Genomic DNA, 14,176 nt, shown 5'->3' with positions numbered 1-14,176 from the left:
CCGAGGTTCAGCGCGACCCCGTTGCCGCCGAAGAGTACAACCCCCGTCGCCGCGAACTTGTCGTCCAGCATTTCGTCGTTGCACTTGAACGGTGCCGCCCGCCCGTGCGCGGACCAGCGCGGATCGAAGCGCGCCTGCGCGACCCCGCGTGCCCGGGCCCACCGAGCCGCGATCATCTCCGCCCCGTGCTTGCCACCTTTGTGGCAGAGGAAGATCTCCTGATTGCGGTTCTGCTTGATCCGTTCGCGAACCTTGTCGAGCGTGTTGAAGATCACATCGACATCGGTCCAGTCGGTGGCGCCAGAGACGATCAGGGGCACCCCCTCGACTTTCGATTTCTCGGCGGTCTCAAAGTCATGCTGCTCCAGGAGCTGCCGCGCTTCGAAAACCGCCCCGGTCTCCTGCGCCCGGACGCTCGCGCGCGACCCGGCTGCCGGGATGAAGGCGTGGCCCGTCTCGATCTCGTAGCATTCCGCCGCAGCCTCGCTCATCACCTCGATGGCGCCGACAATCTCGCGCAGCTGCAGAAAGCGCGCCTGCGCCTCTTCGAGCGCGGTCTCGGCGATCTCCGATCCATCGTGGGATTTTGCCAGCGCGCCGATCTTGTCGGCGGTGCGGTCGACCTCCTTGCCGAGCGCCACCTTGCGGCGCTGGAGGATCGTCGCGATCCCATGGGCCAGCGGTTCGATTTCGGCTTCAAGCCCGGTCCCGCGCAGCTGCCCGAGCAAAGCCTCGAAGCTCTCGCGGATGATGTGGTCGGTCAGGATGTGATCTTCCGGGATCGGCAGCTGCGTGTCCTTCTCGGTCAGTCCAAAAAGCTCGATGGTCTCGTAGGTGTTTGCGGTGTCGTAAGCCATGTCTGGTCTCCAGTGTTCGGTTCCAAGGCCACCACGTGAGTGTGGGGGCATGGCCGAATGCCTGGTTTCCGAATCTGCCCGGGTCAGGGACGGCGCAGCCGCCGGCTTGCCGGGCGCAAAAGTTTTCCGAGCGCGACACCCGACGCTTGCGCGCCCTCACGCACAGGACCGCCCCGCGCCACAGGCTCCGCCCTCGCCGAAAAGTTTTGCGATCCTTGACGCGGGCAGATTTGGGGGCCATCCGGAGGATATGCTTCCACACTCATGTGTGTGTGTTTTGATGGTAGGTTTGCCCGACCCGAGCAGGCAAACGGCCCGACCGGACGCGGGAGACGGATGAAGCGGCGGGATCGTTTTGGCCTCGGGCCAAAACAGACCAGAGCGCAATCCGGCGGAGCGGCCGGGGAGGGACGTGCTCGCGAGGCGGGCAAACCGGGATGCCAGGTGCGACGCCGCGGTGAGGCCGCATGGCCGAATGCGCGACGGACCGAAGGGCCGTTCTCCCCTGCGACACGCGAAGCCGAGCAGGGGAGGCCGCAAGGCTATCGACGCACTACACCTTGTCGGCCCGCACGGCTTGCCAGATATTGCAATACTTGGTAGTCTGTTGGAGCACCAAGGAGTCTGTCATGACCGTTCAAAAGCAATCTGTCAGTTTCACCGACGCCGCCTACACCTTCGCAAGGGAACTGGTCGAAGCTGGCGAGTACCCCAATATGAGTGCGGCGGTTTCGGGTGAATTGGCGAAGGCCAAGGTAGAGCGGGATCGTGAACGGTCTTTGTTTGAGGCAGAATTGGAACGCCGCCTGTCTCTTCCACTCGACCAGTGGGAACCCGTCGGCGAAGCCTCAGACGTCACCGCAGGCGCGCGGGCCCATCTTGCGGCGATGGCTCAGAAGACCTGATGCGTTTTATCAGGCATCCGTTCTTTGAACGGGACCTTATCGGTATCGTTGATCATATTGTCGACGTGACTGACGGTGACGTTGCTGCAGCAAGCCGCAGGCTCGATGAAATCGATACCCTTATCCAGAAGATTGCCGAAAACCCAAAATCCGGTGCTCGCCTCGGCGGCAAACTTGACGGATGGCTCGTGCGCCACGGCGGCGCAGGTCACAGACTGACCATCGTATTCAAACCGGATTTAGATACCGGAATTGTTTATCTCGCTCTCGTCGCATTCGGCGGTCGGGACTGGATGAGGCTCGCGTCGGTAAGACAGGTGTTCGCAGACTAATTTCAAAGCCAGCTATTACGAAAAAAATCCAAGACCTGACCTTCGCTGCGCTCGACCTGAACAGGAAAGATGCGGACAAAGTCGCCGTTAGACGGATGGCTTTGCATTTCTGCTACCGCCCGAAACCGTGCTTCCGTCGATAGACGTCGATGCCGCGCTCGAACCCGTCAATCCACCACCAGTCGAGGGCCGCACTGGTGTTTTGCGCATCCCTTATTCGACGATCACCGATCTATCGCTTGGCTGCCTCGGGGTCATAGGGTCACAAACCCAAGTCAGATAGTCCCGGATGGTCGTCCGGCCTGCGCCCCTGGGGCCAGAGAAACTTGCGGTCAGCCTCGGTGATAGGCAAATCGTTGATGCTTGCGAAGCGGTTTGCCATCAGCCCGTTTTCGGCGAATTCCCAATTTTCATTGCCATAGGACCGGAACCAATTGCCGCTGTCGTCGTGCCATTCATAGGCGTAGCGAACAGCGATGCGGTTCTCGGTGAAAGCCCAAAGCTCCTTGATAAGCCGGTAGTCGAGTTCGCGGATCCATTTTGCCTTCAGAAACGCCTCAGCTTCTTCACGGTTGTTCACGAAAGTCGCGCGATTGCGCCATTTGGTGTCGATCGTGTAGGCTGTGGCGACTTTGGCTGCGTCACGGGTATTCCAGCCATCTTCAGCAAGGCGCACCTTTTGAATTGCAGTGTCGCGGGTAAACGGTGGTAATGGGGGCCGGGTTTCCATGGGAATATTTCCTTTCTGGGCAAGGTGTCAAAGGTGATGTTCAAGCTGCGGTCGCGACGCAACAGTGTCGGGGAAACGAGGAGTTCTTGAAAATCCGGCACATGGGTCGCATCGGCCTGTCAAACGATCAAGGAACGCGCTTCATCTATGGCCAAGATCAGAGCATTTGACCTTGATGCCCCCGATGGTGGCCATCTGTAACCTTTAAAATCAAACACGACTTTCGAACTATCTGAGCGTGTTGTCATACAGCAGACTTGACTCGTTTGGTTGCTGATTTGTTTTGGCTCGCAATCGTCATGGCGACATGGGCGGCATCCTCTGCCACGCTGAGAAAACGCCCCGAACCCCAAGTATGGAGCCAGCCGAGCCCCAGAAAGAACATGCCATCCTCATCACAGACTCCGCGCGTATGCACAGGACGACCCCGCGCGTCCAGACAATCTACCTGAAGCCAGTCATAATTCGGGCGAAAGCCGATGCACCACAGAACGGAGGTGATCCCTTCAACGGCAGCATCTATTTCTGTGATCTCGGCATCGGGACGCCAGACTTTTTCGAATGGTGGCTCGAGCGGTGCATCTATCCCTTCACGCGCAATGTAGTCGTCAATCAGTGTGCGGATACCAACATAGCTTTTGTCAGCATCATCGAGGTTCTGTTCAAGGTCTGGCAAAAACCGAATAGTGGTCCCATCCATATCCGAGACCGAGCCGTACATTTGCAGCCCCTGCATCGCAAAACGGCGAAGGTCGATCTCGTGGCCGCCATCGCGGCCAGACATATAGTGGTTGGTTTTTGCCTCGGTAGATTTTGGATCAGGTTGCTGCGCGATGGTGATATCGTAGTAACCCATTTGATGCAGCCAGTCCGTTGCATCCTTCCCACGATACCAGCGCGGGCTGCGTGGTGCGGGACCGACAGCCAGCCGCACATCACGTCTAGCGATGCTCAGGTCTTCCATCAGTTGCACACCGGATTGGCCTGTGCCAACGACAAGGCACGTGCCGTTTGGGATGTCCGACGGGCGACGATAAGATTTGGAGTGTATCTGCGTAATACCCGGTGCCAACTTGCTGGCAAAGGGCGGAGTGATGGGGCGGTCATAGCCTCCCGAGGCGACAATTACGTTGTCAGCGGACCAAAGCCCCTGATCGGTGTCGACCTCGAATATGCCATTCACTTTTTCGACACGGGTCACCGTCACACCCTCACGCAGAGGGGCGTCGAAACTGTCACAGAAGCCCTCGACGTATGCGATAATCTCGTCTTTGACCATGAACCCAGTCGGATCATCACCACGATACGGAAAATCTGGCAATTTGCACTGCCAGTTTGGCGTGACGAGACAGAAGCTGTCCCATCGATCTTCTTTCCATGCATGAAACCGTTTGTAACGCTCCAGCACGACGTGATCCACACCGGCCTCACATAGATAGAAGGATGCGGACATGCCTGCTTGGCCGGCACCGACGATGACGGTCGTGACATGGGTGCGCGCAGCGCCTGTTAGCGAATTGACAGACATGTAACAGTCTCCTCGGGTTTGTAGCGGGCGATGGCGCTTGCAAGCTTTGCTGCCTGGGCATCGGCAGAGCTACAGCGGAACCCATACTTTGCCTCGACACGTCGGGCGGCCTGATCGAGTGCAGTGTTACTGCGCGTGTCAAAGTCATCCACACGATATATCTGACCGGCCGTCAGGTATTCGTGGATCACGGTAGAGGGGGAATAGCATTCTTCTTCTACCCCATCGGGCCAGCGGATGAGAAATCTTGTCTCAGGCATGGGAAGGGACCTTGATTGGAGCAAGACTGAGGTAGGGGGCAGCGTCATGATCCCAGACTACATGCTGCGCCTTGCCGTCAGTGAGGCTAAGGGTGCTCCCGGCTTCAACCTTGCCGATGACGGCCGCGGCGATTTCGCGCCTGTGAAAGCGCGACAGCACGATTTCGGCCTTTGCAGGTTTCGCTGTCAACAAAAAGCCATAGCTGGGAAAAGCCGTCATCCAACGGGCGAGGTCTCCATCCGGCGGCGAGATGCAGTCGGGGTCGATCGTGATGCTGACGCCGGAACATTCCGCCAGCATCAGCGCTGTTCCGGCGATACCGCCCTGACTTATATCCTTGCCCGCCGTTACAAGGCTGTCTTCGGCCAGCCGGGGTAGAATTTCCGTATCAGCGCGAAGGCGCGCGTGAGGGGCGTTCAGGAACGCGGGAAAGTTGCTGCTATCGCCTGCATAAGCCCCGCGCATGTCCGCACAGGCGATCAGCAAGTCGCCAGGTTGTGCATCGAAGCTGGTAATCAACGCTTTGGCGCGCCCCCAAATCGCTGCTGCAAGTTGCGGTTGGGCCGTGCGCAGGTTCGTATGCCCCCCAACGATCGGGATGCCATAGGCCTCAGATGCCTCTTTCATACCGCGCAAGATCTCCTGAGCGGTGGCAGCATCCGGTGCCCAGAGCGCGTTGGTCAAGGCGATAGGTCTGCCGCCCATGGCGAGGATATCGCTCATATTGACCATCACCGCGCACCAACCCGCGAACCAAGGTGCGGAGGCTACAAAATCGTTCATGAATCCTTCGGTCGCCATCAGTTGCCAGCCCTCGCCATCGGGGATCGCGGCGGCGTCGTCGCCGGGGCGCCCGGGACTGTTCTGCGTCAACTCGAGGGCTGCGCAGGCAATGTCGATGTCACGCTTTCCAGTCACATGCGGATGCGCTGCCAGATGTGCGGAAAGGGCGGCGACGTCGATCATGCGGCGGGCCGTCTCAGCGCCATCCAGCCACGGGCTGGATCTTTCACGGGTGGATAGGCCGCAAGATTGGCTTGCATTTTCATGTGTGGGTGGCCGTGGAGGTCCGTTTCGCCCACTGCCTCCCAGTGCAAGCTTTCAAACATCGGCACGTTTCGCATTTGCACATTGGCCAAGAACGTATGGCAACCGCGCGCATGTGCCGTGCCGACCGCAAGACGGATCAATTCGGCCCCAAGACGCCCCACACGGCGATACGCAGGGGCCACAGCCAGACGTCCGCCCCACCAAAGACCGGGGATTTCCTCGTGAATGCGCACGGTGCCAACGACCTCATCCGCTTCCGAAGCCATCGTGGACAGGGCCACCAATGGCAGCGCGTGGCGGTCTGTGGCGTCGCGGTCGTGATCTTCGAAAATGCCCTGCTCGGTCACGAATGTCCGGTGCCGCAGCGAGGCTGCACCACCGATTTCCCAACTTTCCGTCGCAAGGCGGATCAGGAATTCCGGAGTCACAAAAGCGGCGGGTCGTTCAATGATCATGACAAGGCTTTCATCGACGGGCGCTTGAACTTTTCAAAGGCCGAGAGGGCCGAACAAGCACCGCAGCGGCCACAGCCTGCCTTGATGTCTTCTGCCCGCATCCCATGATCGACGATCATCTGCGACAAGGGACCAAGCACGTTGTGCATGAATGCCGACGTTGGCGCCGGATGACTTTCTAACGGAGTGCCCGTAACGGGCACGAAAGGCACGACGAAAGGATAGACGCCAATCGCGGTCAGACGCGCGCACATCGCCAGGATTGCCTCTTCGGTGTCGCCCAAACCCGCGAGAATATAAGTTGAAACCTGACCCCAGCCAAAGATCTCGACCGCAGCGGCGAAACTGTCGAAATATTTCTCCAACGATACCTGCGCCTTGCCAGGCATGATTTGCTGGCGCAACTCGGGAGTCACGACTTCAAGATGCATACCAAGGCTGTCGATACCCGCGTCTTTCATCCGTCGGTGCCAGGCGTCATCCTCGGGTGGTTCGCATTGCGCCTGCAACGGCAGATCAACAGCGGCACGAATTGCCTCGGCGCTTTCGGTCAGGACCTTGGCCCCGCGATCTTTGCCTGCGGGCGTACCGGTTGTCATGACCATATGTTTGACCCCGTCCAGAATGACCGCCGCGCGGGCGACCTCGGCGAGTTGAGCAGGCGTCTTGTGGGCAATCGTGCGACCCGCGGCAAGGCTTTGACCGATTGCGCAGAACTTGCAGGTTTTCTTGCGGCTCTCGTAGCGGATACAGGTCTGCAGTACAGTCGTCGCCAAAACATCCTTGGCGTGGAGCTGCGCGATATGTCTGTAGGGAACGCCATCGGCGGTCGACAGATCGAGGAACTTCGCCCGTGGCGGAAATTGCACATCTGCAAAGAACACACCGTCCTTCAGCACACGTGCATTGCCCGCCGCATCGGGGGCTTCGACCACGTAGGGCGATTCAAAAGCAGTGGCCGTATAGACGGGGATCATGACGGTCATGCCACTGATCGTGATGGCTTTATGGTCGGTTGGCCCAGCTCCGCCACGCCTGCTGTCGGCCCCGGCTCTTGGATCGATAAGGCGCATGCCGCGGGTTTGCAGGTCATTGATCAGATCGCCGGTAGTCACTTGCATATCAGTCCTCCAATGGGATCGGCTGAAACTGAGGGCCGGTAGCGGTTACGCGCCGTGTGGGGGTCAGATCGGTATTGTGATGCAGGGAAAGAAGCTCGGGGCGGGCATAGTGGCCCACAGAATCCATCATTCGTTTGCGCTTGGTCACCAGCGCCATGTCGAGGTCGCCGTAGAGGATACCTTCGCCGCTGGTCAAAGGTGGCACAACGTGTCGTCCTTCGGGCGTGACAATGCAGGTCATGTACCCGTCGCGCAGAGCCTTTTGCAAGGCAGAGTCGGGCGTGATGCTCTCGATCTGTTCATCGGTCAGCCAGCCTGTTGCATTCACGACAAAACAGCCGGATTCAAGGGCATGGTGACGCATCGTGACTTCGATCTGTTCCCCGAAAACAGGCCCGACAAGCGACCCCGGAAATTGTGCAACGTGAATTTCCTCGTGCTGTGCCATCAGAGCGTAGCGGGCAAGTGGATTGTAATGCTCCCAGCAAGCTAAAGCGCCGACCCGTCCGACGCGGGTGTCAACAACCTGCAGACCGGCACCGTCGCCTTGACCCCAGACCATCCGTTCGTGGTATGTCGGAGTAATCTTGCGACGTTTGAGCAAGAGGGTGCCATTGGCGTCGAAAATCAACTGGGCATTGTACAAGGAGCCGTGGTCGCGCTCGTTCACGCCGAGAACGACAACCACACCGTGGTGGGCACACCGTTCGGCCACGCGCCGCGTGTCGTCGGACGGGACCGTTACCGCCTGTTCGTACAAATGAAGGTGCGCCTTGCCTTGCTGGCAAGGTGGAAGAACAAACGAAAAATAGGGATAAAATGGCACAAGGGTTTCAGGAAAGACGATCAGGTCAGCGCCGTTGCCGGCAGCTTCGTCTATGGCGTCAAGCACGCGGGCCAGCGTTTTTTCGCGGCTCGCGAGATCCGGTGCGATCTGGACGGCTGCCGCCTTGACGATCCGTGACATGGGGTCTCTCCGAAAGGATAAGCCGGGACGTCAGACGCCCCGGCAGTAAGATTACTAAAGCGTCCAGGTGTCGACGATGACAGCATTGTCGCGCACGTGCAGCAGCTTGAGATCCAAGACATCCTGCGGCGCGATCGGGATGATGCCGGGCAGCAGCGAAGCTTCACCGTGACCGTATAGAGCCTGCAAGGCAAAGCGGCAGGCATAAATCTTACTACCCTCGGCCATGAACTTTTTCAGGTTATCCGCAAAGTTCTGGTGACCCGGAAACGCCGCATCGCCCAATGTTGGAAAACCGCGCTGGATGCCAAGCGTGACGCCGGGACCATATAGCAGAATCGAAGTCTCGAATCCTTTACGGGCGAGGCGGATGGCGTTGAGCATATTGACCAGACCGATCGAACCTTCGAAGGCTACGGTGTGAAAGGTCACCAGAGCCTTTTGGCCCGGCTCTGCCTTTACATCTTCGAATACCTTGTCCTCATAATCGACGAAAAAATCGCCATCCTTGTGTTTTTCTTGCGTGACTGCAGGCATATCAGCCTCCCCTTGAGTTGGTCGGCCGAATCTGGCCGCGGTGCACCTCCACCTTGTCGCGCAGATCAAAATCCAATCAATTTATAAATCAATTTTGCATACAATATTTGCTTTAAACTCACGCTGCCTGCGTCATTTCTGTGAAACGCGCCCAATCTTGATGCTATGTATGAAGGAATTGTTGTTCTCTTCTTGTCAGATCCATACAAAATGCTTCAACCCATGATGGCAGCAGGATAGCCGTTTAGTATGAAAGACTGGACACCGATTCTAAGAGACGATGGGCCCGCACGCTATTTACAGCTTGCCGACGCGATCGCAGAGGCAATCGCAAACGGAACCCTGCGGGACGGCGTGCGCTTGCCGCCTCAACGCAAGCTGGCTGACCGGCTAGGTATCGATTTTACCACGGTCTCGCGTGGCTACGTCGAGGCGCGGCAACGCGGATTGGTGAACAGCCACGTCGGGCGCGGCACCTTCGTGATCGGCTCCAACCCCCCGGATCCGCAACGCGAGCAACGCCGGCACGCCGACGTTGATCTTACCATGAACTTGCCTCCGGAACCGGAGGACCCAACCTTGCTCGCACGGATGGAGGCGGGCGTGCAGACCGTTACGGCCAACTTGCTCGATTTGCTCCGGTACCAATCCTCTACGGGCAGCCAAATCGACAAAGAAGCAGCATCGACTTGGTTGTCACTGCGCGGTCTGGTTCCGTCTCTCGACCGGCTCGCGGTGACACCTGGCGCACATCCGACGATCCTCGCGATTCTTATGAGCCTGACCAAGCCAGGGGACGTCGTCCTGTCCGAGGATGTGACTTATCCCGGGATACGCAGCATCTGCGCCCGACTGAACCTGCGTCTTGTGGGGCTTCCCGGAGATGCAGAAGGCATCGATTCCGCTGCACTTGACGCAGCCATTGTTGAATATCAACCCAAGGCGCTGTATCTCAATCCGACGCTTAACAACCCAACGACGCGGACGATCTCCTTGTCACGTCGACAGTCCATCGCTGACATTATCATAGCACACGGCTTACCCCTAATCGAAGATGACGCCTACGGCTTCATCCCCCCGCATCCCCCGGCACCTCTGGCGAGCTTTGCGCCTGATCTGGTCTGGCACATTGGCGGACTTGCCAAATGTATCGGTGCAGGGTTGCGCCTTGCTTACACAGTCGCTCCAAACAGCCATACTGCCCGCGAACTTGCGCATCAGATCAAGGTCATCTCGGTCATGCCTTCGCCTCTGATGATGGCACTCGCAACACGCTGGATTATTGACGGCACTGCAGACAGCATTCGCCGTTTTGTCCGAGAGGAAACACAGGCGCGTCAGGCCATTGCATCCCAAGCCTTGGACGGGTTTCACTTTGAATCAGCCCCATATGCCTTCAATGTCTGGCTACACCTTCCCGAGGGCGTCACTCGGGCTGAAATTATTGGGCGCATGGCAGGCACGGGCGTGGGTATCATGCCGTCAGACGCCTTCACCGTATCCGGCGGCCCCAAGGAAGCAATCAGGGTCTGCCTAGGAGGTCAAGTTCAGCGAAACCAGTTACGCGATGCCTTGGGGCTTCTCGCATATTTGATGTCGAGTGCGGATTAAGGCTTTCGCCTCGGGTAAAAGCTACCTGCTGATGAGAAACGGCGCAAGAACGAAATGCGATACCCGGTCATGCGCCCTGCTGGCTGATACAAAATTCCGCCGCGTGGCCACCGGCGTCTGCATTCTGCCCTTTACTGCCCTCTATGCACTCTGCAGCATCGGATACTGTGGGCTCTTCCGTAGCATTGGCTGCAGGCGACACGAACGTCTGCAATGACCGCCGGTTTCTTCGAACACACCAACGTAGAAAAAGGGGAACCGTGATCCCACGGTTCCCCTTTCAGTGCAAATCGTCTAGTCTCGCGCGCTGATCATGCGACCAGCGACAGCCCCGCGCCTGCGTCCTGCGGCTGCTCACCGCTGTCGATGAACGGGATGATCGAGAAGGTCTGCCCACCGCGCTGTTCTTCGTTCTGCACGGCGTTGACGCGCAGGTCGCCATCGGGCGTGTTGATCAGCAGCGACAGGTAGTCATTGCCCGTGCGGCTGCTTTTCGCCATCCAGGCCGAGCCGACGCGGATCGGTGTGCCCCGGGGCGAGCTGACCTCGATGCGGTAATCGGGGTGGGTCTCCTCGGATTTGTAGCTGTTCTCAATCAGCATGAACTCCAGATCGAACATCATGTTGGCGATGTAGCCGGTGAAGGCGTTGTCAGCGTCCATGGCGGTGAGCTCGCCCGAGAGCGAGCCGGATTTCATCAGGCCGTTAGAGACCAGCGGGATGATCTCGAATTCGCCGCTCTGGGCCGCGCGCGCCTCTTTCGTCTGCACCGCGTTGACCCGGAACGGACCCAAGCCGACATCGATCTGCATCGAGATGTAGGGGTTGCCGCTGGTATTGCCGGTCTCGTTCCAGGCCGTGCCGATGCGCACCTTGCGGCCTGATTTGTTGACTGCCGTCACGTCAAAATCCGGGCTGCGTTCGGACATCTTGGCCCGCGCCTCCAACTGGATGGCGATGTCAAAGCGCGTCGAGTGGATCATGCCGGTGTACTGAGCGGCTGCGGTCTCGACATTGCGGGTGAGGGTTCCTGCGAACATGGGATGGTTCCTTTTGGATTGGCCGGTGCCTGACGTTCTTGCCAGCGCATCCGGGATTGCTTTCTCGACCCCTGGAGGGATCACAAATCAGAAAGCCTGCTTTCCTTTCAGCCCCGCCCACGGGTCAGAGCTGCCGTCCGAGCGGGAATGCCCCCGCGCCTCCGGGTGCTACGCCCCTCCCCTGCGCGTCTGGTCTTGATTGGCTGCCCGGATTTTCCGCGCTGTCCTCCGATCGCGCGATGAAGAACGCCGCCTCTTTGCCGTTCAACCGTTGCCCTTCCCGGTCGGTCAGGCCGATGCAGCTGCCGTTCGGCACATAGGTGATGAGGTACTGACCGAGCCGGTCCTTGTGGACAACGTAGCCGGTATTGGCCCAATACACGGTCTGGCCGGCATCGACGGCCGCCTTGATGTCATCGAGTGTCATGTGATCCTCCTCAAGTAGAGTGGTGTGAAACGACGCAAGAAGCCCGATCTTCCAACCGGGCCTGCATGCAGCATTCGTTTGGCAAACGACCGAGAGCTGTCAGGCGCTTTGCGCCGCTTGCATCGCGCGCGCCGCCATCCAATCCTTCAGGCCAAGAACCGTTCGTCCGGCGGCGACCTCGGAGGCCCAGGCAACCCTTGGGTCGCCGCAGGGCTCCCCGCTGACATGCTGCTCGATATGGCCATTGGCCATCCATGGCTCTGGCTGGATCCGTCGCAGCCAGTCAGCCATGCTCGGGATACGGCCTTGGCAGTCTTCGCGGACATGCTGCTCGCCGATCCAGCGCACGGGGATTTCTCGACCAGCGCTGTTGGTCAGGGTCAGGCCGAAGACACGTTCGGCCTCAAACAGGCCAAGGGCGTGATGGCGCAAAGCTCTGTGCGTGAAGAGCGCGAGGTGCTCTTTCGAGGCGTCAAACCAATCGTGCACAGCCTGATAGTCAGACGGCACCCCGCCGAATTTCCGGGCTGAGCTTTCAGCATGATGAAGCGGATGGGCCATCTCAAAGCCCCTCGTCATAGCTGTGCGCGCACTCGACATAGCGGTCCGCGTGATCGAGGGTGATGCTGTCGTTGCGCAAGTCCCAGGTCAGCGTGCCATAGCCGCCTTCATTGTTCTCGAACCCCGGGTGATGGTGATAGGCGAGCGACCAGGCGAAATCGTCAACCTCTGTGACAAGCGCCTCCGGCAGTTTGGCGTCCGCAGGCTGCACCGTCACATCCTCGACATTGCCGGAGTCGCCATAGCCTTCGTATTCAGCAGTGACCTCGCTGATGCCAAGCGCACGTAGTTGCGCGAGCAGCTCTGTTCGGGTCGCCTTCAGGGTGGTTTCACGCTCCGCGCGCCACTGAGCCGCCAGCGCGGCATAGTCCATTTGGGGATTGGTCATGGGCCTGTCCTCTTATCTGAATTTGGGGGGGCCGGGCCTGGCATTGGTCAGCGCGCGCCCGGAAAGCGCAGATCGGCCAAATCCCGATCCGCGACGCCCGGCCCAAAGCCCGCTATGACTTTTCAGGCGGCTTGTTCTGACGTCATGGCGGCTTCCTGCCCCACGATCCGAGCCAGAATGCTTCCCGTGTCGATCCCGTCCCCATGCGGCAGGAACACCCTCAGCTGGAAGGCGATGATCTCGGTGAAGCAGCCGAGGGCCTTGAGGCCATCAATCATGCCCCGATCCGCGCCGCCAAGCTCAAGGCGCATCTCGCCTGCGACACGGCGACGGGTCAGGGTGAGACCCCGGCCCAGATCGACAGGCGCGGTGGTGCCAAGGGCGGCGGTCAGCATCTCCCGCGGTGTTTGCGGATTGGAGACGAGGAAGCGTGCGCGCAGCGCGGCCGCCCCTTCCTCGCTCAGCGTCCGCCCGATCATCGCGGTCGCCCCGTCGGGCGTGACCCGGTAGATGCGCTCATTCGTGGTCGGAATATCCTTCCAGATCGGCAGCAAAAGCCCGGTCAGCAGGTAGAGCTTGGTCGTGGTGGTTTTCGGCAGGGACGCAGCCTCGGTATCCCAAAGCCCTGCAAACTCGGGCCTTCCAATGTCTTCCCAGGCCGAGGACACGAACCGCGTCTCCTCCAGATAGCTCGACCCGTTGGGCCGCACCGCCTTGCGCATCAGCGTGACAATGTCCTCGTCATACATCTGCATGGGGCGCGCCGAGATGAGCGCCGCGCGACCGGAGGCGCGATTAACCATCGGTAGCTTGTCGGGGTTGCGCGATATGGCCTCTTCGGCCCCAAGGACGTGGACCGGGTCGGTCACCTCCAGCCCGATGATCCGCGTCACGGCGCCAGATTTCGGGCAGGTCCAGAGATCCTCGGTGGAGACCTGTTCGATCTTTTCGCCACGCAGGGTTTCCACGCCGAGATCGAGCGTGCCCGCCGCGCGCGCCCGTTCGGTCTGATCGGCGATCCGGCGCATGAACTCGGCAAAGAGCGCGTTCTGCATGTGGATGGGCAGCGCCAGCACTCGGTTCAGAAACCGCTGGATCGGGGGAAGCTCCTCAAGGAGCACCCCGTCCTTGTCGATCAGCCGCAGGGCTGTCCAGTCGGTGAAGATCTCGTAGCTCATCGCCTCAGCGCGCCCGGCGGCAAGATCGGCGAAATACCCACGCAGCGCCGCCCGTGCGATCGGGCTTTCGAGATTGTCCTCCTCGCGGAACATGCCTTGCGAGCCGGTCTCGCGCTGACCCTTGGTCAAGGCCCCCAGCTGGTCGAGGCGCTTGGCTATCGTCGAGGTGAAACGTTTTTCGCCATGCACATCCGAGGTGCAGACCCGGAAGAAGGGCGCGCTGACCTG

Annotated in this window: 17 protein-coding genes; 3 read left to right on the top strand and 14 right to left on the bottom strand. The window is 59.6% G+C overall.

The window, feature by feature from the left end; all coding sequences use genetic code 11:
- On the bottom strand, window positions 1-857 hold an 857-nt coding region (locus tag RID11_RS20830), incomplete at its 3' end, for a DUF2493 domain-containing protein (RefSeq protein WP_350142234.1).
- A gap of 629 nt (window positions 858-1,486) precedes the next feature.
- Between RID11_RS20830 and RID11_RS20825 the strand changes: the two genes are divergently transcribed.
- Together RID11_RS20825 and RID11_RS20820 are read left to right on the top strand one after the other, a co-directional pair.
- A complete protein-coding gene (locus RID11_RS20825; RefSeq protein WP_350142233.1) occupies window positions 1,487-1,762 on the top strand; it encodes a hypothetical protein in 276 nt (91 codons plus the stop codon).
- Complete coding sequence (locus RID11_RS20820; protein WP_350142232.1) at window positions 1,762-2,094, top strand: type II toxin-antitoxin system RelE/ParE family toxin; 333 nt, start codon at window positions 1,762-1,764, stop codon at window positions 2,092-2,094. The genes RID11_RS20825 and RID11_RS20820 overlap by 1 nt, the downstream gene beginning before the upstream one ends.
- A 262-nt stretch (window positions 2,095-2,356) precedes the next feature.
- Here RID11_RS20820 and RID11_RS20815 read toward each other — a convergent pair whose 3' ends face one another.
- From RID11_RS20815 to RID11_RS20780, 8 genes are all read right to left on the bottom strand, one after another.
- Window positions 2,357-2,824, bottom strand: a complete 468-nt coding sequence (locus RID11_RS20815) for a nuclear transport factor 2 family protein (RefSeq protein ID WP_350142231.1) — start codon at window positions 2,822-2,824, stop codon at window positions 2,357-2,359.
- Window positions 2,825-3,068: 244 nt separating this feature from the next.
- Entirely contained in the window at window positions 3,069-4,352 is a 1,284-nt protein-coding gene (locus tag RID11_RS20810; protein ID WP_350142230.1) for an MSMEG_0569 family flavin-dependent oxidoreductase, read from the bottom strand.
- Entirely contained in the window at window positions 4,334-4,612 is a 279-nt protein-coding gene (locus RID11_RS20805; RefSeq protein WP_350142229.1) for an MSMEG_0570 family nitrogen starvation response protein, read from the bottom strand. The genes RID11_RS20810 and RID11_RS20805 overlap by 19 nt, the downstream gene beginning before the upstream one ends.
- A complete protein-coding gene (locus tag RID11_RS20800; RefSeq protein WP_350142228.1) occupies window positions 4,605-5,579 on the bottom strand; it encodes a sll0787 family AIR synthase-like protein in 975 nt (324 codons plus the stop codon). The genes RID11_RS20805 and RID11_RS20800 overlap by 8 nt, the downstream gene beginning before the upstream one ends.
- Entirely contained in the window at window positions 5,576-6,118 is a 543-nt protein-coding gene (locus RID11_RS20795) for an MSMEG_0567/Sll0786 family nitrogen starvation N-acetyltransferase (RefSeq protein ID WP_350142227.1), read from the bottom strand. Before RID11_RS20795 ends, RID11_RS20800 begins: the two co-directional genes overlap by 4 nt.
- Window positions 6,115-7,239, bottom strand: coding sequence for an MSMEG_0568 family radical SAM protein (locus RID11_RS20790; RefSeq protein ID WP_350142225.1), 1,125 nt, complete (start codon window positions 7,237-7,239; stop codon window positions 6,115-6,117). The genes RID11_RS20795 and RID11_RS20790 overlap by 4 nt, the downstream gene beginning before the upstream one ends.
- A gap of 1 nt (window position 7,240) precedes the next feature.
- Window positions 7,241-8,206 (bottom strand): Nit6803 family nitrilase, encoded by a 966-nt coding sequence (locus tag RID11_RS20785; RefSeq protein WP_350142223.1) that lies wholly within the window; start codon window positions 8,204-8,206, stop codon window positions 7,241-7,243.
- Window positions 8,207-8,260: 54 nt separating this feature from the next.
- Window positions 8,261-8,743, bottom strand: coding sequence for an MSMEG_0572/Sll0783 family nitrogen starvation response protein (locus RID11_RS20780; protein WP_019953927.1), 483 nt, complete (start codon window positions 8,741-8,743; stop codon window positions 8,261-8,263).
- 249 nt (window positions 8,744-8,992) lie between these two features.
- Here RID11_RS20780 and RID11_RS20775 point away from each other — a divergent pair, with 249 nt between their 5' ends.
- On the top strand, window positions 8,993-10,354 hold the full coding sequence (locus RID11_RS20775) for an aminotransferase-like domain-containing protein (RefSeq protein ID WP_350142221.1): 1,362 nt from the start codon (window positions 8,993-8,995) through the stop codon (window positions 10,352-10,354).
- A gap of 311 nt (window positions 10,355-10,665) precedes the next feature.
- Here the strand turns inward: RID11_RS20775 and RID11_RS20770 are convergent, their stop codons facing one another.
- The 5 genes from RID11_RS20770 to RID11_RS20750 form a co-directional block, all read right to left on the bottom strand.
- Window positions 10,666-11,394 carry a DUF736 family protein gene (locus RID11_RS20770; RefSeq protein ID WP_350142219.1) on the bottom strand — a complete coding sequence of 243 codons (729 nt, stop codon included), beginning with the start codon at window positions 11,392-11,394 and terminating at the stop codon, window positions 10,666-10,668.
- A 124-nt stretch (window positions 11,395-11,518) separates the two neighbouring features.
- Window positions 11,519-11,821, bottom strand: coding sequence for a hypothetical protein (locus RID11_RS20765; protein WP_350142217.1), 303 nt, complete (start codon window positions 11,819-11,821; stop codon window positions 11,519-11,521).
- A gap of 99 nt (window positions 11,822-11,920) precedes the next feature.
- Window positions 11,921-12,382 carry a DUF6915 family protein gene (locus RID11_RS20760; RefSeq protein ID WP_350142215.1) on the bottom strand — a complete coding sequence of 154 codons (462 nt, stop codon included), beginning with the start codon at window positions 12,380-12,382 and terminating at the stop codon, window positions 11,921-11,923.
- A gap of 1 nt (window position 12,383) precedes the next feature.
- The gene (locus RID11_RS20755) at window positions 12,384-12,770 is read right to left on the bottom strand and encodes a DUF6878 family protein (protein ID WP_350142214.1); all 387 of its coding nucleotides are present in this window, start codon (window positions 12,768-12,770) and stop codon (window positions 12,384-12,386) included.
- Between the two features lie 122 nt (window positions 12,771-12,892).
- The coding region (locus RID11_RS20750) for a strawberry notch C-terminal domain-containing protein (RefSeq protein ID WP_350142213.1) at window positions 12,893-14,176 on the bottom strand (1,284 nt) is incomplete at its 5' end.

Origin of the sequence: Roseovarius sp. (assembly GCF_040219995.1) — a bacterium.
Classification (GTDB): domain Bacteria; phylum Pseudomonadota; class Alphaproteobacteria; order Rhodobacterales; family Rhodobacteraceae; genus Roseovarius.
Note: the sequence above shows the minus strand (reverse complement) of the source record. Positions and strands in the feature narration are given on the sequence as shown.

Coding starts and splice junctions, on each gene's coding strand:
- RID11_RS20815 (WP_350142231.1), bottom strand. CDS start 2,824: ATGGAAACCCGGCCCCCATTACCACCGTTTACCCGCGACACTGCAATT.
- RID11_RS20755 (WP_350142214.1), bottom strand. CDS start 12,770: ATGACCAATCCCCAAATGGACTATGCCGCGCTGGCGGCTCAGTGGCGC.
- RID11_RS20770 (WP_350142219.1), bottom strand. CDS start 11,394: ATGTTCGCAGGAACCCTCACCCGCAATGTCGAGACCGCAGCCGCTCAG.
- RID11_RS20800 (WP_350142228.1), bottom strand. CDS start 5,579: ATGATCGACGTCGCCGCCCTTTCCGCACATCTGGCAGCGCATCCGCAT.
- RID11_RS20825 (WP_350142233.1), top strand. CDS start 1,487: ATGACCGTTCAAAAGCAATCTGTCAGTTTCACCGACGCCGCCTACACC.
- RID11_RS20810 (WP_350142230.1), bottom strand. CDS start 4,352: ATGTCTGTCAATTCGCTAACAGGCGCTGCGCGCACCCATGTCACGACC.
- RID11_RS20780 (WP_019953927.1), bottom strand. CDS start 8,743: ATGCCTGCAGTCACGCAAGAAAAACACAAGGATGGCGATTTTTTCGTC.
- RID11_RS20785 (WP_350142223.1), bottom strand. CDS start 8,206: ATGTCACGGATCGTCAAGGCGGCAGCCGTCCAGATCGCACCGGATCTC.
- RID11_RS20790 (WP_350142225.1), bottom strand. CDS start 7,239: ATGCAAGTGACTACCGGCGATCTGATCAATGACCTGCAAACCCGCGGC.
- RID11_RS20805 (WP_350142229.1), bottom strand. CDS start 4,612: ATGCCTGAGACAAGATTTCTCATCCGCTGGCCCGATGGGGTAGAAGAA.
- RID11_RS20760 (WP_350142215.1), bottom strand. CDS start 12,382: ATGGCCCATCCGCTTCATCATGCTGAAAGCTCAGCCCGGAAATTCGGC.
- RID11_RS20775 (WP_350142221.1), top strand. CDS start 8,993: ATGAAAGACTGGACACCGATTCTAAGAGACGATGGGCCCGCACGCTAT.
- RID11_RS20820 (WP_350142232.1), top strand. CDS start 1,762: ATGCGTTTTATCAGGCATCCGTTCTTTGAACGGGACCTTATCGGTATC.
- RID11_RS20795 (WP_350142227.1), bottom strand. CDS start 6,118: ATGATCATTGAACGACCCGCCGCTTTTGTGACTCCGGAATTCCTGATC.
- RID11_RS20765 (WP_350142217.1), bottom strand. CDS start 11,821: ATGACACTCGATGACATCAAGGCGGCCGTCGATGCCGGCCAGACCGTG.